The organism is Flavisolibacter nicotianae, assembly GCF_003628535.1.
Classification (GTDB): Bacteria; Bacteroidota; Bacteroidia; order Chitinophagales; family Chitinophagaceae; genus Flavisolibacter; species Flavisolibacter nicotianae.
In genome coordinates, this window is the sequence record NZ_RBCI01000014.1 from 116,381 (window position 1) to 139,795 (window position 23,415).

A 23,415-nucleotide genomic window follows, 5' to 3' on the forward strand; every position below is an offset into this window, starting at 1 on the left:
GGATTGCTTTTAAGTGTTTTTGACGAATAGCAAAAGCAATCGCAGCACAGCATCCGTTCGCCCGTTTTCGTTGAGCACCGATGCCGGAAAGCTTTAAAGATACGTTCCTTCCCTCAATCATAAACTATACGCAAATTCTTTAAACGCAGCCATCGGGCTTGGCTGTTTCATAAAATATTCGCCGATCAAAAAGCCCCTAAATCCATGCTGTTTCAGGTACTGAATATTCTTCACATCATTGATCCCGCTTTCTGCCACCTTGATAAACCTGTCATCGATCTGCTGTGCCAGGCGAACCGAATGTTCGAGGTCCACCTCAAAATTTTTGAGGTTGCGATTGTTCACACCCACCAGGTCTACCGTGTCGCAAATATGATCCAACTCGCTTTCTTCGTGCAGTTCCAGCAGCACTTCCAGCCCGAGGTTTTTTGCCGCCGTCGAAAGCGTTCTGACCTCCCGCGGTGAGAGGCAGGCTGCAATCAGCAGGATAACATCCGCGCCAAATGCTTTCGCTTCCACCAGCTGGTACTCGTCGATCATGAAATCCTTGCGCAGGAGCGGCAAACCATTGTCCCTTGCCGCCACCAGGTCATCGAGCGAGCCGCCAAAAAACTTCTGGTCGGTCAGAATGGAAATGCCGGAAGCCCCGTAGCCGAAATAGGCTTTGGTCACGGCCTCCACGCTGTCGCGGTTGTTGATAACGCCTTTCGATGGCGACTTTCGCTTGTATTCGGCAATGATGCCGGTCTTGCGTTCGTCAAGCAAGGATTTTTTCAGCGAAAAACAGGGCCGGCTGTAATACCGTTGGCTCTCCAGGACATCCGCCGGCCAGTCTTTTTTCCGTTGCGCCACTTCGCGTTTTTTATGGTCGATAATCGTTTCTAAAATATTCATGACAGAACCATTGTTGTACAATCAAATCAAAAGACAGGTTTTGATTTTTTGCCGTTTGAATTTTGCCTTATTGCAATGCGATCAATTTTTGAAATGCCTGGTAGGCCTTGCCGCTTTCAAGACTTTCCACGGCTGCATCGTAAGCGTCGTCGTACTGCCCGTACTCGCCCATGCAATTGAGTGCCATGGCTGCATTGGCCAGCACCACGGCATTCTGTGCCCAGGTGCCTTCCCCTTTCAAAATTTTCAGGAAAATCTTTGCCGCTTCTTCCACCGTTGCCCCGCCGTGAAGATCGACAGGCGACACCACCCGTTTGCCGATCTGTTCGGCCGAGAGCACTTTTTCGCCTGCATTGGTGATCACCTTCGTGTCGTTAGTCAGCGAAATCTCGTCGTAGCCATCCAGGCCGTGAATAATGGTAAACGGCTTTCCTTCCTGCTGCAGCAGGTAGTTATACACACGGGCCATTTCGAGGTTGTAAACACCCACCAACTGGTATTCCGGCTTGGCCGGATTCACCATTGGTCCCAGCATATTGAAAAAAGTGCGGAAGCCAATGTTTTTGCGGATCGTCGCCACCGCTTTCAGGGCCGGGTGAAACAGCGGCGCATGAAGAAAGGTAAAACCGGCTTCGTCCAACTCCTTCTTTAAGCCGTCGCTGTTGTTTTTGAATTTGTATCCCAGGGTTTCCATCACATTGGACGCCCCACTCACAGAGGTCGCGCCGTAGTTGCCATGCTTGGCTACTTTTTTACCGGCGCCGGCCACGACGAGGCAGGACAGCGTAGAGATGTTGAACGTGTTTTTTCCGTCGCCGCCGGTACCCACAATGTCCATCACCTTGTAACCATTCAAATCGACCGGTACCGCCAGCTCGAGCAGTCCATCACGAAAGCCCTGCAGCTCCGCGATGGTGATGCTGCGCATCAGGTAGACGGTCATAAAAGCCGTCAGTTCTACATCGTTGGAAGTGCCTTTGGCAATGTTGAGCATAATCTCCTTCGCCTGCTGGCGGGTAAGGGTTTTGTGCTCAAATAATTGTTGTAAAATCTTTTTCATCAAACACAAATTTTTTCACGAATTGCACGTTGTTTTGTCTATCAACCGGCCCCTATTCACTGCGATCTTATTATTCCACTACCCCACCATCGCGTATCCCGTTCAGGCTTTTAACCAGTTTCGCAAAATGGTTTCCCCGTCGGGTGTCAGTACGCTTTCGGGATGGAACTGCACACCCTGGATATCGTAGGTTTTGTGCTGCAGCGCCATAATATAGCCGTTGTCGTCTTTGGCCGTTACCTCCAGCACGTCGGGAAAGCCCTCAGTGCTTACCACCCAACTGTGGTAGCGACCAACGGGAATTTGCGCCGGCAAACCTTTAAATAACTGGCAATCGGCAACATCCAATTGACAATTGAGCGCCACACCGTGGTAAACAGTGGACAGGTTCACCAGCGTGCCGCCAAAAGCTTCACCAATTGCCTGGTGCCCCAGGCACACCCCCAGGATGGATTTGCTGGCTGCGTATTCGCTGATCAGGGACAGCAACCGGCCGGCTTCGGAAGGGATACCGGGACCGGGAGACAAAATGATCTTGTCGTAGTTCTTCACGTTTTCCAGCGGAATTTCATCGTTGCGAAAGACGTCTACATCAATGCTTGCATCCACTTGTTTTACCAGGTGAACAAGATTGTAGGTAAACGAGTCGTAGTTATCAAAAACCAATAGTTTCATCACCGTTCTTAACAGATTGACTCTGCCATTTGAATGGCAGATTTGAGTGCATTTAATTTATTGTTGACTTCCTGCAGTTCACTTTCCGGGTTGCTGGCGGCTACGATGCCGGCGCCCCCCTGCAGGTAAAGCGTATTGTCTTTACTCAACAGCGTACGGATCATGATCGCGTGGTTGCAGGACCCGTCAAAACCGACAAAGCCAATGGCGCCCCCATAAAAGCTCCGTGCGGTGGGCTCGTACGCATTGATCAACTGCATGGCTTTGAATTTCGGTGCCCCGCTCAATGTGCCGGCCGGGAAGGTCTTGAACAGCACTTCAAACGGGTTCGTGCCTTCTTTCACATCGCCGGTCACCTCGCTCACCATGTGAATGACGTGGGAGTAAAACTGGATTTGTTTGTAGTGCGTTACCTGCACGTTGCTGCAAACCGTGCTCAGGTCGTTTCTTGCCAGGTCCACCAGCATAACGTGCTCGGCATTTTCTTTCGGGTCTTTGGTCAGTTCGTCGGCCCGTTGCTCGTCAATCCTGTCATCACCCGAGCGGCGGAACGTTCCGGCAATCGGGTGGATCACAGCCTTTCCGTTGCGGATGATCAGTTGTGCTTCCGGCGAGGAGCCGGCCAGTTTGTAGTCGCCATAATCGAAAAAGAAGAGATAAGGAGACGGGTTGATGTTGCGCAGGGCCCGGTAAACATTGAATTCGTCGCCGGCGAACCGCTGCTGAAAACGGCGGCTCAGCACGATCTGGAACACGTCGCCACGGTGGCAACTGGCAATTCCTTTTTTTACGATCTCCCTGTAATCGCTGTCCTCCATGTTAGAGCTTTCATCACCCACGACTTTGAAGGGATAGACAGGAACGTCCTTGCTGTTAATCAGGCTTTCCACAACTGCCCCTTCGCTCTCGATCCCTGCCAGCTTGTTTTCCAGCAGCAACAATTCGTCGCGGTAGTGATTGATGGCAATAACGTATTGGTACAGCCGGTAACGGGCAAACGGGATCTGGTTGCTGGTGTCTTCCGGCTCCCGGAATTGAATCGTTTCAAAAAACTGGACGGCATCGAAGGTAAAATAGCCAAACAAGCCCTGCGCAAACCGGGTCAGCCTGGGATTTTCGGACCTTACCTCGAACTGCTGTGTAAAGTCCCAAAGAATGTTTTTCAGCTCTTCGTTGGTGCGCAGCGACGTTTGTTCCGCATTTTGACCAGGGAACTTTGTTTCCACCACGCCATCCTTGATCTCGATACCGCCAATGGCGTTGATACAGATAAACGAGTAGCTGTTTTCTGCCGCATGGTGATCGGTACTTTCCAGCAGGACGGTATCGTGGAAACGATCACGCAGGCGCAGGTAGATGCCGACAGGTGTGTACACATCTGCGAGCATTTTCTTTACCGTTGTTTCAATTTGAATCTTTTTCATAAAGACTAATAAAAAAACCCCGCAAGCAGCGGGGTTCTAATATGGTGAATAAACAATAGCGATTGCTATACAGAACCCCGATCAGCGTTTGTATGCCACCACCAAAATTTATTGTTGATTGATTTCATTTGATTGCAAATATGCGGTAGAATAGCTGATTTGGCAAACTTTTTTTTTAGCTTTAAAAAAACACACACGATGACCATTCAACATAAAGAAAACCCGCAGCGGGGCCTGTTTTTCGTTGAAGACGAAGGCGACGTAGTTGCAGAAATCGTTTATGCCAAAAGCAGCGACAACATCCTCATTATCGAACATACCGAAGTGGACGAAGCCCTCCGTGACGGCAACATCGGCTACGAACTGGTACACAAAACAGCTGATTATGCCCGCATGCACGGTATGAAAGTGTCGCCGGTCTGCCCGTTTGCCAAGGCGGTATTCGACAAAAAGCCGGAATGGGCGGACCTGCTTGCATAAATATTCGCCAAACCGCGGCCAGCCGCGGTTTTTACCCGGTTCCCAGGAAAAATAAAAGAAGCAAAAGCCTTTTCTTTGTGGTTCACTATGAGCTTGTTTGTTTGTTCAATCGCATCCGGAAGCAACGGCAATTGCTATTACGTGGGAAACGAAACCGAAGCGGTTCTGATCGACGCGGGCATTCCCTGCAAAGAGATTGAGACCCGGATGAAACGGTCGGGGCTTTCGCTGCAAAACGTAAAAGCCGTTTTTGTTTCGCACGAGCATACCGACCATATTTCCGGTTTGCCCGTGCTGGCAAAAAAACACCAGCTCCCCATCTTTATTACCACGCCGACACTGCGGAACAGCAAGCTCCGGTTTGAAAAGGAATTGCTCAACGATTTTTCCGGCGATGTTCCCGTTATCATTGGCGACCTCACGGTCACGGCGTTTTCCAAGCGGCACGATGCTGCCGACCCGTACAGCTTTACGGTTAGTGGAAACGGGGTGAACGTTGGCGTCATCACAGATATCGGCAGGGCCTGCGAAAATGTAATCGGGCATTTCAGCCAGTGCCACGCGGCGTTTTTGGAATCGAACTACGATGAAGAAATGCTGCTAAAGGGAAGCTATCCCTGGTACCTGAAAAACCGCATCCGCAACGGGCAGGGACACCTGTCAAACCGGGAAGCCCTCGATCTTTTCCTGGGGCACCGGTCGCAGCAGCTCTCGCACCTTTTTCTCTCGCACCTGTCGCGTAACAACAACTGCCCCAAACTGGTGGAGGAACTGTTCACCACGCATGCCAACGGCGTGAAGATGATCGTTGCCAGCCGTTTCCAGGAATCAGCGGTTTATCAAATTCAAGGGCTGAGCAAACTGGCGCCAAATAATTTCGACGTTCATGTCTCCCAGCCGCAGTTGACGTTTACATTTGATTCCTCGCTATAAATACCAACAGTTTTCCCGGTTTACGGCAGCCTTCACCCTGTCTCCTTTTTGAAATCCGGTGCTGTTGGTTTTGATCCACAGCCTCGTTGCCCCGTACACCACGTCCAGTTCGTAATAACTTCCGAAAAAGTGTGCCGCACTGACCAGTCCAGCGCCACCGTCTGTCTTTTCCAAACGGATATTTTCCGGCCGGATAAAAAGCCTCTCCCCTTCCGCCGGCACGATCGAAAAAATGGTTTTGGCCTCTTCTGCAGTCAGCAGGTTGTAGTCGCCAAACAATCCGCCGATATACTCGTTTACAGGCTGGCGGTACAATTTTTCCGGTGCCGCCTTTTGGATAATGGTCCCTCCTTTCAGCACCAGCACTTCCTCCGCCCAGGGCAATACATCCATGGGATCGTGCGACACCATGATACAGGCCGTTTTGCCTTCCCGCACGATGTCGTCAAGAACCGTTTTCAGGATTTGCTTGTGAATTCCATCCAGGTTGGAAAAAGGCTCGTCCAGCAGCAGCAACCGTGGCAGCGTTGTCAGGAGGCGGGCCAGGGCCGTGCGTTGCCGTTCTCCGCCGGAAAGCTGGTCTGTTCTCCGTGTCAACAAGTGATCGACCTGGCAAAGGGCATAAATGCGGTGTCGCTCTTCTTCTCCCACCAGGCTGGCCATTTCGAGATAATCGTCGAGTTTGTAATTGTTCCGCAGTTCGAAATGCTGCGACAGGTAGGCAATGTGTTTGTGACCCGGCAAGAGTTTTTCGTCGGGCCCGGCTACCCGTTGTCCTTCAAAAAAGATGTTTCCGCTGTCGGGTTGAACAAGGCCGGCAATTGCTTTGAGCAAGGTTGTTTTACCCGAACCGGTTTCGCCGGCGACCGCCAAACGCTTGAATGACTGGTAGGAAAAACTAACGTCGTTCAGAACAAGTGTCTCTTTATTCGATTTTCGAAGCCGCGAAACATGCAGGAGATCCATAAAAGGTCAAATGTATCCCGTTTCATTGCATGTTTTGCTTCCAATCTTTTCCCGCCGCCCGGCGGTCGGGAAAGGTTGAATTGTCCGGCACTGTAAAGAAATACGCTTGGCATTGCAGCGAAAGGTGTTGCCGGCTGATATGCGATTGGTGCTACAAAGCTATTTCCGTTCGCCGTTTTGCAGACCAGTCTGCCAGGCCAACTTTTCTCATGCTGCGCCCAAAGGTCAATGCGCTGAACCTGTTTGACGTTTGTTTTCCTGCTTTACACGCAGGTAAGATGCCGGTTGCTACAGGCCACCGGTCCGGCATTCTTCGAAAAAAATAAGGGAAAACACAGACCCGGAAAAAGGATTTTCCGTCTCCAAAACACGCTTACAATCGTAATTAAAAATGCGTGAAACCCTTTACAGGAAAGGGTTTTAATCATTCCTTTAACAGTTTCGGCATAGTAACACCGAGAAAAAGTTGTTGCAACAACTTTATTTATCGATTCTACATTTGTACCAGAAGAGCAAACGATACGAGATCAGAACGCTCTTCCTTTAAGTCGAACTCAACTACTTTTCATATAGCAAGCAATCGTTAGCGTCCGCTGTTTCTACAGTGGACTTTTTTTTGTCCCTATGTGTCGCAAACGGGTTATGCAATTTCGGCTTCGGCCACTTCTGCAACGACTTTTTCCTGCCCCGGCATTTCACCTTTCGATGTCCTGGCCATGGCCTGGAAAAATGAGCCGTCTTCTGCTTTTTTCACTTCACTCAGGCTTTCAAACCCCTGCGACCGTAACTGGCTGACATAAATCTCCAGTTCCCGCTCATTGAAACAGATGGCAGCAATGTGCATTTTCATCGAATAAAAGTACAGGATCAGCCGATTTGCCGGCACAGCAATTTTCCACATTGCCAGGCTCGAAACGGAACCGTCGTCATGCCTATATATTCAACTGTAAGATCGTCCTGATAAAAGAAAGAATTGCACACCTGGATAAAAAAAGAGGACTACGCTGCCGTCGGCAACAGCGGCAATGGTTGCAACACCCGTAAAAGTTGTTTTGCCGCCTGGGAAACTACCTACCAACCCATGAACACCATTCCGGCGCCGCAAAGCAAAACGGACAACCCGCCGATTGCATGCATGTAACGTTCCAGTTTTTCTGTTTTCAACAACGAAAACCCGTAAAAACCGGCGGTCACCATCAGGATCATCGTTGCCAGTGTACAAATGGTGTACACCACAACCAGTAGAGTCATGCCCGTCCACGAATTTTTGGCTGCAGGGAAATAGAGCAGGGGAATCATGGGTTCGCAGGGACCAAGCAAAAAAATCAAAAACATCACCCAGGGAGTCACTTTGTGGCGCTCCTGTTGGGTCAATGCCGCACCGTGTTTATGTTCGTAAACGTACATGGAACCATCTGCATGAAGGTCGAAATGTTTGTGCACATGGTCTTGCCTTGCCCGGAAGAGTCCCCAGGTGGCGTAGGCGGCGCCAAAACCCAGCAAGACCCAACCGGCCAGGCCTCCGCGTACCGATTCGAGCCAGCTGAGTTTCGAAAGCGACCAGCCAATAGCAGCTCCGCCGAGACCCAGCAACACGGAACTCCACACATGCCCGCATCCGCAGACAATCGTCCAGAAAACAGTTCGACCCCACCCCCAGCCTCTTGCCTTTGCCAACGCCAGGAAAGGCAGGTAATGATCGGGGCCGGCAATGGTGTGCAAAAATGAAACGCTGATGGCCGTCAAGGCCAGCACTTCCAATTCAGGCGACATGCGATTCCAGTTTTTTGGGTGAACCAACTAGTGCCGTTTGCAGTACTGACCCGAGCTGTCGTTGCAGGGTAAACAATTCTTCGGCTTTGTATCCGAGCATGCGCACTATGATCCCGTTTACCGGCAGTGCGCTAACACCGAAACGAATGCCCGCAAGATTGTCCAGCGTTTGCACCACGAGATCGATGGTGGCCTGTACGTTGACTTGTTCATCGATAAAAAGCAATGTAGACTGGTGTGTAAACCCTTCCCATTGTCCGATGGCGTGCAGATTGGTTTCGCCGGGTTGCAGAACGAGGTTTTCTTTTACGACCAGCCGTTCATTCAGGAAGATTTCCGTAAGCCCGTGATAAAGTGAGAACTGAAAGATCTCGCCGTTGAGTTTCCGGCCACAGCTGATCACTTCTCCCCAAAGCAAGCGACACCCCTTCTCCAAATAAATGGCGGCCTGCGAGCGGAGCACGGCGCCCTTGTGCAATACCAACGGGTGCGGCAGAAAGGCAAACGTGCTGGCAGTTTTCAACCGTACGACAAATTTCTGCACGGCCCCCTGTTTCATCTGGAAAACGCGTTGGTAGGACTGGGTTTCCACTGTCAGCATGCACCCTTCTGCTACGTCAATCGCCAGGTCGTACCCATCATTGTCAAGGATACCCGGCGATGCGTTCATGAGCATGAGCTGGAGGTCTGCCCGCAGCTTATCCTCTGTTGTATTAACGATTTTGAAGGGCTGTGTACAGAAGGACCGGGAAACGATCGTCCGTCCCTGCCGCAAGGCTGTTGCGATATGGAGGCTGGCAGTTAACGGCATAAAAGAACCTCTTCGCCCTCTTCGGTCAGTGCATATTTTTTAATCCAGCTAATCACTTTATCCAACCCTTCCAGCGACATCAGGTTGGTAAAAACAAAGGGCTCTCCCCTGCGCATTTTTTTGGCGTCACGCTCCATCACCTCCAGGCTGGCACCCACATAGGGAGCAAGGTCGATTTTATTAATGATCAGCAGGTCGGACCGCGTGATACCGGGACCACCTTTGCGCGGAATTTTATCGCCTTCGGCAACGTCGATCACGAAGATGGTCACATCAGCGAGGTCGGGGCTGAAGGTGGCCGAAAGATTGTCACCCCCGCTTTCGATAAAAAGAATCTGCAGGTCGGGAAAGCGAGCCGCCATTTCCTCCACGGCTTCAAGGTTCATGCTGGCGTCTTCACGGATAGCCGTGTGCGGGCAGCCGCCTGTTTCCACGCCGATGATCCGTTCGGGTGGAAGCAGGCTATTCTGCGTCAGGAACTCGGCATCCTCTCTTGTGTAGATATCGTTGGTGATTACTGCGAGGCTGTAGTCTTTGTTCATCTGCCGGCTCAAGCGTTCGATCAGCGCGGTTTTGCCTGACCCAACCGGGCCGGCAATTCCAATTTTAACGTAGGTTCTATCTTGCATTTTTATTGTTGTGACCAGGGTCTTTTGCTTCGATTGAGCACCGGTTGCGTCGCACACTTGTGCGCCTGGAATCTCTTTTCTGCAACCGGCAGCCGTCGCTGTTTTATTTTGATTTTGTCTTCATTGCCGGCTTTACTGAATTGGAAGAACTGCGTGAAATTCCAAAACCCGGCACTAATAGTATCCTTTTCTATCTTGCCTGATTCTATTTTACTTCAATCTTCAATCTTCAATCTTCAATCTTCAATCTTCAATCTTCAATCTTCAATCTTCAATCTTCAATCTTCAATCTTCAATCTTCAATCTTCAATCTTCAATCTTCAATATTCAATCTTCAATATTCAATCTTCAATATTCAATCTTCAATTTCCTCACGACATATACAACCGCGAATACAATTGTTCGTGTTGCATGCAACGCAGATCGAATCCGGTGCAGCACCAGCCGATCAACGTCCTGTCCGGAGTGAGCGCCTTTCCAGCCAAATCCGTAATCAGGTGATGAAGGGAAAACAGGATTTCCTGCCCGTCCTGTTGTCCCAGCGGGATCAACTTGACGCTGTTGGTTACCATCCCCACCGCAGCATTGTAAAAGAATGCACTCAGGGCTTCCTGTTTGGGAATGTTCAGTACAGATGCAAACAACCCAAAAACGACACAATAATGTCCCGCAGCAACATTGCTTTCGATTTCTTTCCAAAAGGCATCGGCAAGCGAATTGGCACAATGCGGTGTAAAAATCTTCAGCAGCCGCAGTCCCAGCTTTTGACTGGCCTGCCGCATTTCCCGCGGCAGTTTGACAGCCGTGCATTCGGCATCCAGCCGCACCAGGGCCCAGACGTCCTTCTCCTGTGCTGCATCGTAGGCCAGTGAGACAAAGGCCGCATCGGTATAGAAAAGGTTTTGTGCCAATTGTGCCCGGATAAATTCGTTCGCACTCACCTTGTCTTTGACAATCCCGTATTGCACATAGGTTTCCAAACCGGCCGAATGCGAGAAACCGCCGATCGGCAATGTCGGATCGGAAAGCTGCAAAAGCGAAAGCAGTTGCGCACTAGTCATTGGATGGCGCCGTGAGTTTCAAAATTTTTGAAAAAAAACTTTCCCTGTTCTCACCCGGATGTGTGTGAGGCAGAACAGTCGTACGAAGCGGATGGAGCAGTTTGCGCTTTTGCGTTAGCGGTTCAAAACCCGCTGCCTGCAACTGCCGGTACACGGGGGCTTCGAACGGAAGAAGAAGACAATCTTCCTCAAAGAAAAGCGGCAGGTGCTTGTTGCCAATCTCATACGCCGCATACGCCACCTGGTACAGTGAGGCCGGCCTGAGCACGATTGCATCGGTTGCCAGCACCTCCACCACGACGATGCATTTTTCATCGGCGTATAGCACGTCATCCTGTTGCAGGTATTGCGCTTCCGCCAGGAACTTCAGCGTAATTTCTTTTCCCGAACCCGTGCGCTTGTGCAGGATTCGCTTGCGGGTTTCGTACCACTCCAGCGGCAGGCGATCGATCGCACGGCCTTCGTCGCGGAAGGTGGCGAGGTTGCCCAGCTTTTCTTTAATAACCATATCACATCCTTTTAAGGCTTCAAAAATCAAAACAAAAAATACCGTTGCGCCAGCGGCACGACGGTCACCGGTTCACAGGTCAGGTGAACGCCGTCCACTTTGACTTCATAGTTTTCGGGATTCACATCAATTTGCGGTGTTTGATCGTTGTGGATCAAATCCTTTTTTGAAACGGCCCGGCACCCCTTTACCGCCATCACCCGTTTTTGCAACGAATAATTTTGAATAGTCCCGTTATCGATTGCCGCCTGCGACACAAAGGTCAGGCAGGTCTGGTGCAACGCCTTTCCGAAAGCACCGAACATGTGCCGGTAGATCACCGGCTGCGGTGTGGGAATGGACGCATTGGGATCGCCCATTTTGCTGCCGATGATCATCCCGCCTTTGATGATCATTTCCGGCTTGGCACCAAACAGTGCCGGTTTCCAAAGCACGAGGTCTGCCAGCTTGCCGTGTTCCAGTGAACCCACCATCGCTGCAATGCCATGCGTAATGGCCGGGTTGATTGTGTATTTGGCGACATACCGCTTTACACGGAAATTGTCGTTCTGCGCTTCGCTATCTTCCGGCAGGAAGCCGCGTTGCTTTTTCATTTTATCGGCTGTCTGCCAGGTACGGGTGATCACTTCGGCCACCCGCCCCATGGCCTGCGAATCGGAACTCATCATGCTGAAAACGCCCATGTCGTGCAAAATGTCTTCCGCCGCAATGGTTTCGGGGCGAATGCGGCTATCGGCAAAGGCCACGTCTTCCGGGACATTTTTATCGAGGTGATGACAAACCATCAGCATGTCCAGGTGTTCGTCGATGGTATTGACCGTGAACGGCCTTGTCGGGTTGGTCGACGACGGCAGCACGTTGGGATACATGGCCGCCTTGATGATATCCGGCGCATGTCCGCCGCCGGCTCCTTCCGTATGAAAGGTATGGATCACTCTTCCGTTGATGGCGTTGATCGTATCCTCCAAAAAGCCGCCTTCATTCAGGGTGTCGGTGTGAATGGCCACCTGGATGTCGTAGGCGTCGGCCACCTGCAGCGCCGCATCAATGACAGCCGGTGTAGAACCCCAGTCTTCGTGTATTTTCAATCCGCAGGCCCCGGCTTCGATCTGCTCTGCAAGCGGTTCGGTGGACGAACAATTGCCTTTCCCGAAAAAGCCAAGGTTCATGGGAAACGCGTCGGCCGACTCCAGCATTTTCCGGATAGACCAGGCACCCGGCGTTACGGTTGTGGCATTGGTGCCGTCGGCTGGTCCCGTGCCGCCTCCCAGCATGGTGGTAATGCCGCTAAACAGCGCATGGTCGACCAGTTGCGGACAGATAAAATGAATGTGTGTATCGATACCGCCGGCAGTGGCAATCAGGCCTGCGCCGCCATGGACCTCGGTGGACGCCCCAATGACCATGTTGGGACTGACGCCATCCATCGTATCGGGGTTGCCGGCCTTCCCGATGCCCACAATTTTTCCCTCCCTGATGCCAATATCGCCTTTGACAATACCCCAATGATCGATGACCACTACGCTGGTGATCACCATGTCCAGCACCCCTTCGTCCCGCTTTGCCCTTGCCGATTGGGCCATACCATCGCGGATGGTTTTGCCGCCGCCAAACTTTGCTTCGTCTCCGTAAACAGTGAAATCTTTTTCAATCTCGATAAACAGGTCCGTGTCCGCCAGGCGAATCTTATCCCCTGTTGTAGGACCATACATGTTGGCATATTTTATCCGGCTGATACGAAAACTCATTCGGGACTGGTTTTAAACGATTGGTTGTTTACTTTTTCCAGAGCGGTTGCTTTGGTTGTTTCCGAAAGGACATCGCCATTGGCAAGACCACTGAAGCCGTAGACCTTTTTTGCGCCTCCAAAGCTCACCAGCGCCACTTCCTTTTCTTCGCCCGGCTCAAAACGCACAGCCGTTCCGGCCGGTATGTCGAGGCGCATGCCAAAGGCTTTTGCCCTGTCAAATGCCATTTGCCGGTTGACTTCAAAAAAATGAAAATGCGATCCGACCTGCACGGGCCTGTCGCCGGTATTGACCACGGTAAGTTTCGCCGTCGCACGTCCTGCGTTGCCTTCAATCGCGCCGTCCGTTAAAATGTATTCGCCGGGAATCATGTGTAAAATGAGTCGTGTTAAAATGGTTGCTGAAATATTTCGGAATTCGTTCTGTGTGTGTGTGGGCGACCAGCTATTCACCCGTTCGCGACCAAAGATTCACCTACCGTATGGGCTGGTGAACGGTTACGAGTTTGGTTCCATCGGGGAAGGTTGCCTCGATCTGGATTTCATCGATCATGTCAGCCACGCCTTCCATCACATCGCTACGGGAAAGCAGCGTAGCGCCATACGACATCAACTCAGCGACCGTTTTCCCATCACGGGCACCTTCCTGCAGTTGGCTGCTGATGAGCGCAATGGCTTCCGGGTAATTTAACTTAAGGCCGCGGTCTTTTCGCTTTTGGGCCAATTCGCCCGCCAGGAAAAGCAAGAGCTTTTCCGATTCTCGGGGTGTCAGGTGCATTGCTGAAGATTTGTTGGGTTAAAAACGAATGTTCATAAAACAAGCAGGCAACGGTAAATTACAGTTTTTCTTCTACTTACAGAAAAGGAGATGAGGGAAGGCACAAAAAAAAGGCAACGAAGGACAGTATTTTTTTAGCAATCTTTTTTGTTTTCCAAAAATTGCCCTATACTTGTGCAGCAAAATTTTCGCTAAAGACAGCGTACGCTACCGATTGCTTGTTGTATGAAGTATTTTCTTTAGTCCTTTTAACGCGACGCTTCGATTGCTTTTTTTTATAACGATTGCTTGCTTTACAATTCACCGCTGATTCAAATCTCGCTTGCTGCCGGCTGTTTCCCCTACTAAGTTTTGTTTCGTTTTACGAATCCCAACAGTGCAGATTTTTATTGCAAACCCTTGCCCCTACAGGCTTTCATTTTTTTAAAGTTTAAACACCCAACCGTTTAGGCATTGCGGCAACCAATGTTGCGTTCCTTCCATTTACGTGAATTCCATCGAAACCTGCCTCGTACTTTCCTGTATCCCGGCAAACATCCTTTGTACAGGTAAAAACCCCGGAAAAAAGGGCAGTCCTACATTTGCCCGGTTCGCACAATTCTTCTAATATTGGCCTTTCATTTAGCTGCATCCATCCAATAGATGCAATACAGACAACCAAAACTAACGTATGTCGATTCAGTCCTACTTCAAAACATGGCTTGCATTGTGTTTTTGCCTTTCCCTGAGTATTCGTTCATCGGCCCAGTCGGAATCACCGGCCTTCGGTGAAACGTCTGCCGAAGAACGCGAGATGAAAGAGTGTCCCTTCGACCGCAGTGCCGACGCAGTGATTCTGCTCGACCATGCTGTGGCCTACTTCAACGACCAGTACAACCTGATTACGGAAAGGCGTATTCGCCTGAAAATCCTGAAAGAAAAGGGCATTGGCCGGGGCGACATCAACATTCCTTTTTACAGCGGTGAGGGTTTCGAATTCCTCCGCGACATTGAAGCCCAGGTGACCACTCCCGGCAGCAATGGCACGTTTACTGTTACCACCCTGGAGCGAAAGAACATCTTCGAGCGGAAGATCAACAGTCTTTACTCTGTGATCAGTTTTGCATTGCCTAATATTAAAGTCGGCAGCATCATCGACTATAAGTACATCAGCACCATGAAAAGCTATGGCGGCTTGCGACGCTGGGAATTTCAAAAAGAAATCCCCGTGATCACCAGTTCGTACGAGTTGGCGCCGATAGCCAATTCCGAATTTGCCTATTCGGTTTACCGCACAAATAACTTACCGGTTGAGGTTACGCCTAACAAAGAGGCCGGAAAGGTCCGTTTCGTGATGCACAACATTCCCGGTTTAAGGGACGAAGTATACACCGCCAGCACCCGCAACTTTTTGCAACGGGTCAATTTCCAGTTTGCCAGTTTTACCAACTATTACGGTAAAACCAATTACTCCGCGACCTGGCAACAGCTGGCAACGGAATTGATCGATGAACCCGGCTTTGGCTCGCAGGCAAAAAAAGACCTTTCGGGCACCGCCTTTCTGAAAGGCCTTTCGCCATCCCTGGCACCAGCTGAAAAAGTGAAAACGATTTATGATTTTGTGCGTTCCAACATTACCTGGAACAATTTCACATCGAAGTACTGCGAAGACGGCGTGAAAAACATCCTGGAAAAGAAAAAAGGAAACAGCGGCGACATCAACCTACTTCTTGTGAGCCTGCTGAAAAGCGCGGGTCTCGATGCCTATCCACTGCTGGTGAGTGAACGGGATAATGGATTGATCGATACCACCTACTCTTATCTCGAACAGTTCAACAAAGTCGTGGCCTTTGTCTCCTGCAACGGGACTGACTACGTGCTGGACGGCACCGACCAGAATACGCCGTTTTTCATGGTACCCACCGATCTGCTCAACACGATCGGTTTTTTGGTGGACAAGAAAAAACACCGCTTCATTTATTTCAAAGATCTCCCCCACAAGCAACGCGAATCGATTCGCCTGCTGGCCTCGATCAGCGAAGAGGGCATGCTGGAAGGATCCGCCACTGTTTCAAACGGCGAATATGCCAAACTGGAAAAGGTGAGCCGCTATAAATCCGACCAGGCACGCTACCAGGAAGCGCTGGTAAAACCCTATTCGTTCCTGAAGGTCGATTCGTTTTCCCTGGCCGGTTTAAAAAACGATTCCGCAATGCTGGAACAACAGATTCGTTTCCATTCGACCTTGAAAAAATCGGGCGGTTATTACCTGCTGAACACAAACCTCTTTACCGGGTTGAACGAAAATCCGTTTATCACGCAGTACCGGTTTACCGATATTGATTTCGGTTCGAAATACAGTGGTGTGGTCGTCGGCAGCTTTATCCTGCCGGCCTCCTTTGCAACAGAAGCGCTGCCCGCCAACAAGAAACTGGTATCGCAGGATAGAACCATGTCGGTAAGCCGGATCATGGAGAAAAAAGAGAATATCTTGAATGTGCGCTATGTGATAGAGATCAACCGTGAGCGGTTCGTTGCAGACGAATACGAAATGGTGAAAGGCTTTTTTAAAGAAATGGTTGATCTGCTGAACGAACCCGTTTTACTAAAATCCAACTAATCCATGCGCCAGGCTATTACGTTTATCTTTTGCTGTTTTATCGTGCGGTCTGTTCAGGGCCAGCAATCGACACCTTCATTCGCCACAACACCGATACCCGAAGAGTTGAAAAAAGATGCCGATGTTGTCTACCGGCTGGACGAGGGAATCCTGAACATTGCCTCCGCTTCTGAATATACCCTGAAAGTTCACCAGGTTGTAACCCTGCTCAATGCGGAGGGTGCACAGTTTCTTCATCACCGGCTGGGAACGGATAAGTTTTACAAAGTCGAAGACGTTACCATCAACATGTACGATGCCCTGGGCTTGCTTCGGAAAACCTATGGGAAAAAAGATTTTGAAACCGAAGCGGCGTTCGACGGGTTTTCGTTGGTAACTGACGACAAAGTGATGAAATTATACACGCCGGCACCGACCTATCCCTGTACCGTTGACGTGCAATACACCATCCACGCAACCGGCTACATAGAGTTGCCAAACTGGTTTATCAATTACCATCGCTCCTCCACGGAGCGCTTCCGTTACGAGGTCAACGTGCCATCGGCACTGGATATCCGGCACCGCACCCTGAATATGGCCATCACGCCGCAGGTAAGCGAAACGGGCAACCAGAAACACTATATGTGGGAAACGAAGAACGTGATGGCAAAATGGCTGGAAAGCGACGGCTACGAAACGGCCCGGTACCTGCCGCAGGTAGAAGTGGCACCCAATGAATTTTCGTACGATGGCTTCAAGGGAAGCTTTCGCACCTGGCAGGACTTCGGGGCATGGACCTTTCAGTTGTACGAGGAAAAAACACCTTTCAGCGAACAGCGGCAGGCAGAGATCAAAGACCTGCTTAGCGGTGCAACCAGCCGCGATGAAAAAATCAGGATCCTTTACCGCTACCTGCAGCAAAATATGCGCTATGTCAGCATTCAGCTTGGCATTGGTGGCTTCCGGCCTTTTCCCGTGAAATTTGTGGACGAGAAAAAGTATGGCGACTGCAAGGCACTCACCAATTACATGCGTTGTCTCCTGCGTGTTGCGGGCATCAAAGCCTACCCGGCCCTGATCAATGCAGGCGCCAACAAAATCCCGGCCGACCCGCAATTTCCCAGCGATCCGTTTAACCACGTGATCCTCTGCATTCCGGGTGAGAAAGACTCTACCTGGCTGGAATGCACCAGCACCACGTCGCTGACAGGCGAACTGGGACCGTTTACCGAAAACAAAAAAGCCCTGCTGCTGACCGAGAATGGCGGCGTTCTGGTAAACACGCCAAAATCAGACTACCACGCCAACCGCCTTCTTACAAAAAACACGGTTACGCTCGACGCCGAAGGCGGAGCCGTCATCCAAAACCGGCTCGAAAGCAGCGGCGAAACGACTTCATTTTATAAGTACATCGTGCAGCTCGACACCGACGCACAAAAAGAACAGCTGGTCAAAACGCTTCATTACAAAGAGCCCGATGAATTGGCGGTCTCTGCCCAGGGCGAAACACCGGCAGCCGCATTTGCCTTGCAGCGCTCCTATAGCAAACTGTATGATTTTAAAAGTGGCAACAAGTATTTTTTCCCGCTTTGCATTCAACCACTGGCAATTGAAAGGCTGCTATCGGCGAAGCGGGAAACCGACTTCCTGTTTTCCTACCCGTATGAAAAAAGAGACACGACGGTTTTCCTGTTGCCGCCAGGCTTCAGTCCTGATATGCTCCCCGCCGACAAGGAGCTACAAACTTCGTACAGCCAGTATAGGCGGTCCATTCGTTTTGACAAAACAACCAACCAGGTAACGGTAGTAAGCTGGCTGTTGCTGTCGCAACATGTCGTCAAACCGCTGGAGTATGCAGGCGTTGTGCAGTTTTTTAAAACGGTCGCCACGCTGGAAGAGGAAAACCTGGTGCTGGTAAAACAATAAAGCAAGGTTTGACAATATCTCTGCAGCCCCTATCTTTACGCCCAATCCAAATCCTAACGCTATGATTAGCCTAAAAAAGATCTTCCGGCCGACTCCACACCTTCTCACTGTGTCGAAAACGGAAAAGGAGTTGCTGGAGTATTTTCTTTGTTCGCGAAGCGAATACGACAACTGGCTTCTCCTGCATCCCCAACCCAAGATCCGGTTCAAGTTTTATTTCCCGACGGCCATTGATTTTTATTTCGACGGCGCAAAATTGTTCACCGCCTATTTTAAGAAAGGAGCAGCAGACGAGCCCGTGCTTTCGGAACTGAAGATGAGCAAGGCCAATTACTCCTCCATCCGGTCCTCGAATTGGAAACCGTTCGAAGAGGTCATGATAAAGTTTTTAAACTACCTGGAAGAAACCAACCGGGTTGTTGTGGTGCAAAACACCAAACCGCTGCACGATTACCTGGCGATTTGCAAGGAAACCGCCGCCGGTAACAAAGCTGGCAAGGTGGACGAGCCCCTGCCTTTTTGGGGACGTTCGCAAAGCATGGTGTAAATTTTGCATCTTTATCAAACCATTGATCCATGATTGCCATGCAAAATTGTTCGCTTCATTTCCAGACCGTTTCGGACCTCTGCTCTTTCATCAAGGCCATCCACCTGCGCAATTTTCTTCTGCTGGGTAAAAAGTCGATCCTCATTGCGTCCTATACCGACGCCTCTCTCCAGTTGGCCATACAAAGCTATAAGGCAACCCGCGTCGATTCGACGGAGCTTTTCCAGGTCGCTGCCTGTTATTTTGGTGAGGCTGTTTGCTGACCCTGCCAATTGGCGGCTGCCTGCATACTTCCGGCACCCTACGATCTGCAAGATTGCCATCGCTGCTGGCGCCGTTTAGTTTTCACCAAGGCTGAATATCCTGTCCATTAACCGCCATTTTTCACCAGGGGCGGCACCGGGCAAAGCCAGCTGGTAGTGCCACATGCGCTCTTCCCATTCCTGAACCCTGGCATTTCCGCTGTCTGCCTCCTGCTTTTTTTCGAAAGAAAAACTTTCATCCACTTCCATGATCATAAACAGGCGGTTGCCCGTACGGTAAATCTCCATTTCCCGGATGCCGGCCGAGCGGATGGATTGGAGAATTTCCGGCCACACGTTTTGATGATAGGCCTCGTATTCGGCAATCAATTGCGGATCGTCTTTCAGATCAAGTGCAAGGCAATAACGTCTGTTCATCGTGAAGTCAAAATTTTTTGATTGTGTTTGGCGCTTCGTTTTTACTGCCGGCCGGCTGGTGCATCATCATGCGGTTGATTTGGTCCTGCATCACATCAGGAGAAAGTTTTTCCACGATGTAAGCATGGCTACCGGCACCGTCTTGCCAGGCGTTGCGGCCATCCGGCGAAACCGTCATCGTTCCCCGGTGCAGCGTGTAAGAAGGCGCATACCCATTTACGGCAACCAGTACCGCCGTTTCGTCCCAACTCATCCTGCCGGCACTGTCCTCTTTCGCCAGGGGCAGGGAAATGCGAAAAACATCTTTTACAGGACTCTTGCTGATGGCCTTGTTCTGTACCAGCGGAAGGCCGGTCTTGATTTTCCGGCCAATCTCAAAACCGCTGAACAGGATGGGTGAAGGCCAGCGTTCAAAAACCCATTGTGAGGCGGCTGCGTCTTTCTCCACATTGAATTCTTTCCCGGACGGAAAGCTGCCGGCCATGCTCACCAGTTGTTTTACTTTTTTCCGCACCAGCTCCTCTCCCGTCAATGCAGAATACCGGTCGGCGCCGGAATGCAAAAGATTGGCCAGGTTGGTGAAAAAGCCCACCGTAATGATCGTGACCGACGTGTCGGGCTGTGTTGCAAGGAGTTGACGGTAAAGTGCAACGGCGTCGGCTACCTCGTCGTTGTGCCTGATGTGGTGCGGATAGTTGGCAATGACTGTATCGCTCCAGTGTTGCCAGTCCCGCAATGTAAGGGCTTCCCCTTTTGGAACACCGATCGGAAGGGTTGGCCGGTTGAAATAGGTGTTGAAAACATTGAAGACGGCGGCAACCCCGTCATATTTGGTTGACGCCATCGTGGCGAGGATCTTCACCTTTCCGCTGTCGGCAAACGCATGCAGGATGGCGATGGCGCCGACATCATCATAATCCGGTCCCATATCGCTGTCGAAGATGACCGGAACCGGCCTTGCGGACTGCCCTATTGCTGCGTGACAAAACGCGAATAAACCCAGGCAGCAAAGCAGGCCGCTAGCAAAGACAGATTTCATCATGCTATCCCTGTTTTCATTGAAGTGATTCAGCTAAAAATTCTGTGCGCTGCAACTACCTAAGAAGGCTGGTGCAGTGCCGTTCGGTCCCGGCCATTTTTTATTCGGCAGATGCAAAGGAATACCGTCCCGAGCCGAGTTCCACCACGGCATATTTCCCCTCTATGCCTTTCAGCTTTGCCTCTTTCAAAGCAGACAGTGGCTGCCCGCCTTCCGTGATTCCTTCCGGCGATTTTGCCGGGATGTAGACCGTGGCCGAGGTATTGGCCGGGATTTCCACATCGAAGTGCAAGGTTCCGCCATCCTGTTTCCAGTGCGAGCTGACAACGCCGTAATAGGTTTGCAAGTCTGCCGACGCCGACGTGATCTTGTCGGTTGGATGCGGCTGGATAACAATCTTTTTGTATCCCGGAGCCGAAGGATCCGTGTCGATGCCAGCCATGACACGGTACATCCAGTCGCCGATAGCGCCATACGCATAATGATTGAATGAATTCATGCCCGGCGTCTGGAACGTCGAATCCGGCTTCTGCCCGTCCCACCGCTCCCAGATGGTTGTTGCTCCCATCTTCACCGGGTAGAGCCACGACGGATAGGTTTCCTGCAGCAGCAACTGGTAAGCTACGTCGGTGTAACCAAAACGGGAAAGCACATGGCACAAATAGGGTGTTCCCAGAAAGCCTGTTGTCAGGTGGTTGTTGTAGCTCCGGATGTTTTGCACCAGCCGCTCTGCGGCCTGGGCACGGAGGGCTTCGGGCAGCAAATCGAATTGCAGTGCCAGCACATAAGCCGTTTGCGAACTGGATACGAGGCGCCCGGAAGGAGTGACATATTCTTTCAGAAAAGCGTCTTTTATCCGCTGCAACAGGGCAGAGTAGGTTGCCACGTCTTCCTGCTTGCCGAGCACCGTAGCGGCATTGATCAGCAACTGGGTCGAATAGGCATAAAAGGCCTGTGCGATCAGGTATTTGTCGGTAATGGCCGATCGGCCGTCGTTGTCGTCTTCGGGCCTGTAGAAAAGCCAGTCGCCGAAATGAAAGCCCTTGTTCCAGAGATCATTGGTGCTGTTGTTCTGCATAAAGCCAACCCAGGCCTTCATGCTGGAATACTGGTTTCCCAAAACCTTGCGGTCGCCGTAGGCCAGGTAAACCGTCCACGGAACAACCGTTGCCACATCGGCCCAACCAGCTGATCCACCGGAACCGGGGCCAAGCACATTGGGTATTACGAAAGGCACCGAACCGCTGGGAGACTGGTCGGCGGCCACATCCCGAAGCCATTTTGCAAAAAAGCTGTGGACGTTCCGGTTATACGAGGCCGTACGGGCAAACACCTGCGCATCGCCGGTCCAGCCCAGGCGTTCGTCCCGCTGCGGGCAATCGGTTGGCACATCAAGGAAATTGCCCCGCTGCCCCCACTGGATGTTGTGTTGAAGTTGATTCAGCAAGGGGTTGGACGTCGTGAATGTACCGGTTGCAGGCATATCGGAATACAGCGCTGTTGCCGTCAGGTTTTCGGGACGCAGTTCGCCGGGAAAGCCGTCCACCTTCACATAGCGAAAGCCCTGGAACGTAAAATGGGGTTCGTAGACTTCTTCTCCCCCACCGTTGAGGATATACGTATTTTGTTGCCTGGCCGCCCGCAGGTTGGCCGTGTAGAAATTGCCCGCCTTGTCCAGCACTTCGGCATGCGAGATGGAAACCTGGTCGCCGCGTTTGCCCCGCACTTTCAGTTGCACAAGCCCCACCAGGTTCTGCCCGAAGTCGGCAACCAGTTCGCCTTTCGGCGTGCGGAAAATCCGCTGCGGCGTGAAAATTTCGTGTTTGATGACGGGTTCATTGTAGGTGGCAACCAGCGTGGTCTTCGGGGCTTCCATTGTGCGTACGGCAGACCAGGACTGATCGTTGTAAGATGCCGTGTTCCAGCCGGTTTTTTCTTCCCGTGCATCGTAGCGTTCACCGTGGTAAATTTCGGCACTCCGGATGGCGCCTGTCGAAGACTTCCAGCTTCCGTCTGAAACCACGGTCTCCTTCGTTCCATCAGTATAGGTGATATCGAGCTGAAACAGCAGTGCCAGGTTTTTCCCATACGCATCCCTGTTGGCTTCCCACCCGATTGCGCCGCGGTACCAACCGTTGGCCAGCATCATTCCAACCGCATTGTTGCCGGTTTGCATCAACGACGTCACGTCGTACACCTGGTACTGCAATCGCTTGTTGTAACTTGTCCAACCGGGAGTCAGGAAAGCGTTGCCGATGCGATGGCCATTGAGGGACGCTTCGTACAACCCCAGCGAGGTTATGGAGGCCGTTGCCGACAACACCTTTTTTGCAGCGGTGAAAGACTTGCGGAAGTAGGGACTTGGCCGCTGTATGCTGTCTTCCGTGTAACCGATGGTGATCCATTTGGCCTTCCAGTCGTCGGGCTTTAGCATGCCCATTTGCCAGGACGACGGACTGCTCCAGTCAGAGGCTTTCCCGCTGTTGTCCCAGACTCTTACCTGCCAGAAATATTTTTTCCCCGCCTCCAGCGGCGCACCGCCGTAAGGCACCAGCACCGATTGATCCGACGCCACCTTGCCGCTGTTCCACCGGAGGTTCTTTCCATTCTTCATCGACGATACATTGTCGGCCACCCTGATCTCGTAAGCGGTTTGCAATACGTTTCGTTTGTTGGTTTCGAGTTGCCAGGTCAGGCGGGGTTGCGACTGATCGACACCCACCGGGTCCGCCTTGTTTTCGCAGAGCAGGTGAACGAGTTTTGTCTGGGCGAAGAGAGAAAGGTTTGCAAGGGTCAATAAAAGCAAAACAAAAAAGCTTCTTTTCATTGTCGCAAGTTTTAGTAATGGCAACGGTGCCTATGCATTGATTTTGGAAGATAAGACATCAATGCATGGGAAACGAAGA

The 23,415-nt window shown here is 51.2% G+C and carries 23 protein-coding genes; 6 read left to right on the top strand and 17 right to left on the bottom strand.

Annotated features, from left to right (window positions below; translation table 11 throughout):
• Positions 1 to 117: 117 nt before the first annotated feature.
• The 4 genes from trpC to D6024_RS23100 form a co-directional block, all read right to left on the bottom strand.
• The gene (gene trpC / locus D6024_RS23085) at positions 118 to 894 is read right to left on the bottom strand and encodes an indole-3-glycerol phosphate synthase TrpC (protein ID WP_121357305.1); all 777 of its coding nucleotides are present in this window, start codon (positions 892 to 894) and stop codon (positions 118 to 120) included.
• Between the two features lie 67 nt (positions 895 to 961).
• Positions 962 to 1,954: an anthranilate phosphoribosyltransferase gene (trpD, locus tag D6024_RS23090; RefSeq protein ID WP_121357181.1), complete on the bottom strand. Its 993-nt coding sequence runs from the start codon at positions 1,952 to 1,954 to the stop codon at positions 962 to 964.
• Positions 1,955 to 2,056: 102 nt separating this feature from the next.
• Positions 2,057 to 2,629, bottom strand: coding sequence for an anthranilate synthase component II (locus D6024_RS23095; protein WP_121357182.1), 573 nt, complete (start codon positions 2,627 to 2,629; stop codon positions 2,057 to 2,059).
• Between the two features lie 8 nt (positions 2,630 to 2,637).
• The gene (locus D6024_RS23100; protein ID WP_121357183.1) at positions 2,638 to 4,053 is read right to left on the bottom strand and encodes an anthranilate synthase component I family protein; all 1,416 of its coding nucleotides are present in this window, start codon (positions 4,051 to 4,053) and stop codon (positions 2,638 to 2,640) included.
• A gap of 159 nt (positions 4,054 to 4,212) precedes the next feature.
• Here D6024_RS23100 and D6024_RS23105 point away from each other — a divergent pair, with 159 nt between their 5' ends.
• The gene (locus tag D6024_RS23105; protein WP_121357184.1) at positions 4,213 to 4,533 is read left to right on the top strand and encodes a GNAT family N-acetyltransferase; all 321 of its coding nucleotides are present in this window, start codon (positions 4,213 to 4,215) and stop codon (positions 4,531 to 4,533) included.
• Between the two features lie 87 nt (positions 4,534 to 4,620).
• Positions 4,621 to 5,466, top strand: coding sequence for an MBL fold metallo-hydrolase (locus tag D6024_RS23110; RefSeq protein WP_121357185.1), 846 nt, complete (start codon positions 4,621 to 4,623; stop codon positions 5,464 to 5,466).
• On the opposite strand, the gene D6024_RS23115 is transcribed toward D6024_RS23110, so the two are convergent.
• The 10 genes from D6024_RS23115 to ureA all read right to left on the bottom strand — a co-directional run bounded on the left by D6024_RS23115 (position 5,461) and on the right by ureA (position 13,739).
• On the bottom strand, positions 5,461 to 6,432 hold the full coding sequence (locus D6024_RS23115; protein WP_121357186.1) for an ABC transporter ATP-binding protein: 972 nt from the start codon (positions 6,430 to 6,432) through the stop codon (positions 5,461 to 5,463). The genes D6024_RS23110 and D6024_RS23115 overlap by 6 nt on opposite strands.
• A gap of 640 nt (positions 6,433 to 7,072) precedes the next feature.
• A complete protein-coding gene (locus D6024_RS23120; protein WP_162944963.1) occupies positions 7,073 to 7,282 on the bottom strand; it encodes a hypothetical protein in 210 nt (69 codons plus the stop codon).
• Positions 7,283 to 7,503: 221 nt separating this feature from the next.
• Positions 7,504 to 8,205 carry a hypothetical protein gene (locus D6024_RS23125; protein WP_121357188.1) on the bottom strand — a complete coding sequence of 234 codons (702 nt, stop codon included), beginning with the start codon at positions 8,203 to 8,205 and terminating at the stop codon, positions 7,504 to 7,506.
• A complete protein-coding gene (locus D6024_RS23130) occupies positions 8,195 to 9,016 on the bottom strand; it encodes an urease accessory protein UreD (protein WP_121357189.1) in 822 nt (273 codons plus the stop codon). Before D6024_RS23130 ends, D6024_RS23125 begins: the two co-directional genes overlap by 11 nt.
• The gene (gene ureG / locus D6024_RS23135; protein ID WP_121357190.1) at positions 9,007 to 9,645 is read right to left on the bottom strand and encodes an urease accessory protein UreG; all 639 of its coding nucleotides are present in this window, start codon (positions 9,643 to 9,645) and stop codon (positions 9,007 to 9,009) included. Before ureG ends, D6024_RS23130 begins: the two co-directional genes overlap by 10 nt.
• A gap of 371 nt (positions 9,646 to 10,016) precedes the next feature.
• Entirely contained in the window at positions 10,017 to 10,706 is a 690-nt protein-coding gene (locus D6024_RS23145; protein WP_121357191.1) for an urease accessory protein UreF, read from the bottom strand.
• Positions 10,699 to 11,214, bottom strand: a complete 516-nt coding sequence (locus D6024_RS23150; RefSeq protein WP_121357192.1) for an urease accessory protein UreE — start codon at positions 11,212 to 11,214, stop codon at positions 10,699 to 10,701. The genes D6024_RS23145 and D6024_RS23150 overlap by 8 nt, the downstream gene beginning before the upstream one ends.
• A 26-nt stretch (positions 11,215 to 11,240) precedes the next feature.
• Positions 11,241 to 12,962 (bottom strand): urease subunit alpha, encoded by a 1,722-nt coding sequence (gene ureC, locus D6024_RS23155; RefSeq protein ID WP_121357193.1) that lies wholly within the window; start codon positions 12,960 to 12,962, stop codon positions 11,241 to 11,243.
• On the bottom strand, positions 12,959 to 13,333 hold the full coding sequence (locus D6024_RS23160) for an urease subunit beta (protein ID WP_121357194.1): 375 nt from the start codon (positions 13,331 to 13,333) through the stop codon (positions 12,959 to 12,961). Before D6024_RS23160 ends, ureC begins: the two co-directional genes overlap by 4 nt.
• A 103-nt stretch (positions 13,334 to 13,436) precedes the next feature.
• Positions 13,437 to 13,739: an urease subunit gamma gene (ureA, locus tag D6024_RS23165; protein WP_121357195.1), complete on the bottom strand. Its 303-nt coding sequence runs from the start codon at positions 13,737 to 13,739 to the stop codon at positions 13,437 to 13,439.
• A gap of 670 nt (positions 13,740 to 14,409) precedes the next feature.
• On the opposite strand from ureA, the gene D6024_RS23170 reads away from it, so the two are divergent.
• The 4 genes from D6024_RS23170 to D6024_RS23185 all read left to right on the top strand — a co-directional run bounded on the left by D6024_RS23170 (position 14,410) and on the right by D6024_RS23185 (position 19,053).
• Positions 14,410 to 16,338, top strand: a complete 1,929-nt coding sequence (locus D6024_RS23170; RefSeq protein ID WP_121357196.1) for a DUF3857 domain-containing protein — start codon at positions 14,410 to 14,412, stop codon at positions 16,336 to 16,338.
• Positions 16,339 to 16,341: 3 nt separating this feature from the next.
• Positions 16,342 to 18,243, top strand: a complete 1,902-nt coding sequence (locus tag D6024_RS23175; protein ID WP_121357197.1) for a DUF3857 domain-containing protein — start codon at positions 16,342 to 16,344, stop codon at positions 18,241 to 18,243.
• Between the two features lie 61 nt (positions 18,244 to 18,304).
• Positions 18,305 to 18,790 carry a hypothetical protein gene (locus tag D6024_RS23180; protein ID WP_162944964.1) on the top strand — a complete coding sequence of 162 codons (486 nt, stop codon included), beginning with the start codon at positions 18,305 to 18,307 and terminating at the stop codon, positions 18,788 to 18,790.
• A gap of 29 nt (positions 18,791 to 18,819) precedes the next feature.
• Complete coding sequence (locus D6024_RS23185) at positions 18,820 to 19,053, top strand: hypothetical protein (RefSeq protein ID WP_121357199.1); 234 nt, start codon at positions 18,820 to 18,822, stop codon at positions 19,051 to 19,053.
• Between the two features lie 75 nt (positions 19,054 to 19,128).
• Here the strand turns inward: D6024_RS23185 and D6024_RS23190 are convergent, their stop codons facing one another.
• The 3 genes from D6024_RS23190 to D6024_RS23200 all read right to left on the bottom strand — a co-directional run bounded on the left by D6024_RS23190 (position 19,129) and on the right by D6024_RS23200 (position 23,336).
• Entirely contained in the window at positions 19,129 to 19,470 is a 342-nt protein-coding gene (locus D6024_RS23190) for an L-rhamnose mutarotase (protein WP_121357200.1), read from the bottom strand.
• A gap of 7 nt (positions 19,471 to 19,477) precedes the next feature.
• The gene (locus D6024_RS23195; protein ID WP_121357201.1) at positions 19,478 to 20,512 is read right to left on the bottom strand and encodes a nucleoside hydrolase; all 1,035 of its coding nucleotides are present in this window, start codon (positions 20,510 to 20,512) and stop codon (positions 19,478 to 19,480) included.
• A 97-nt stretch (positions 20,513 to 20,609) separates the two neighbouring features.
• The gene (locus D6024_RS23200; RefSeq protein WP_121357202.1) at positions 20,610 to 23,336 is read right to left on the bottom strand and encodes an alpha-L-rhamnosidase; all 2,727 of its coding nucleotides are present in this window, start codon (positions 23,334 to 23,336) and stop codon (positions 20,610 to 20,612) included.
• Positions 23,337 to 23,415: the final 79 nt, after the last annotated feature.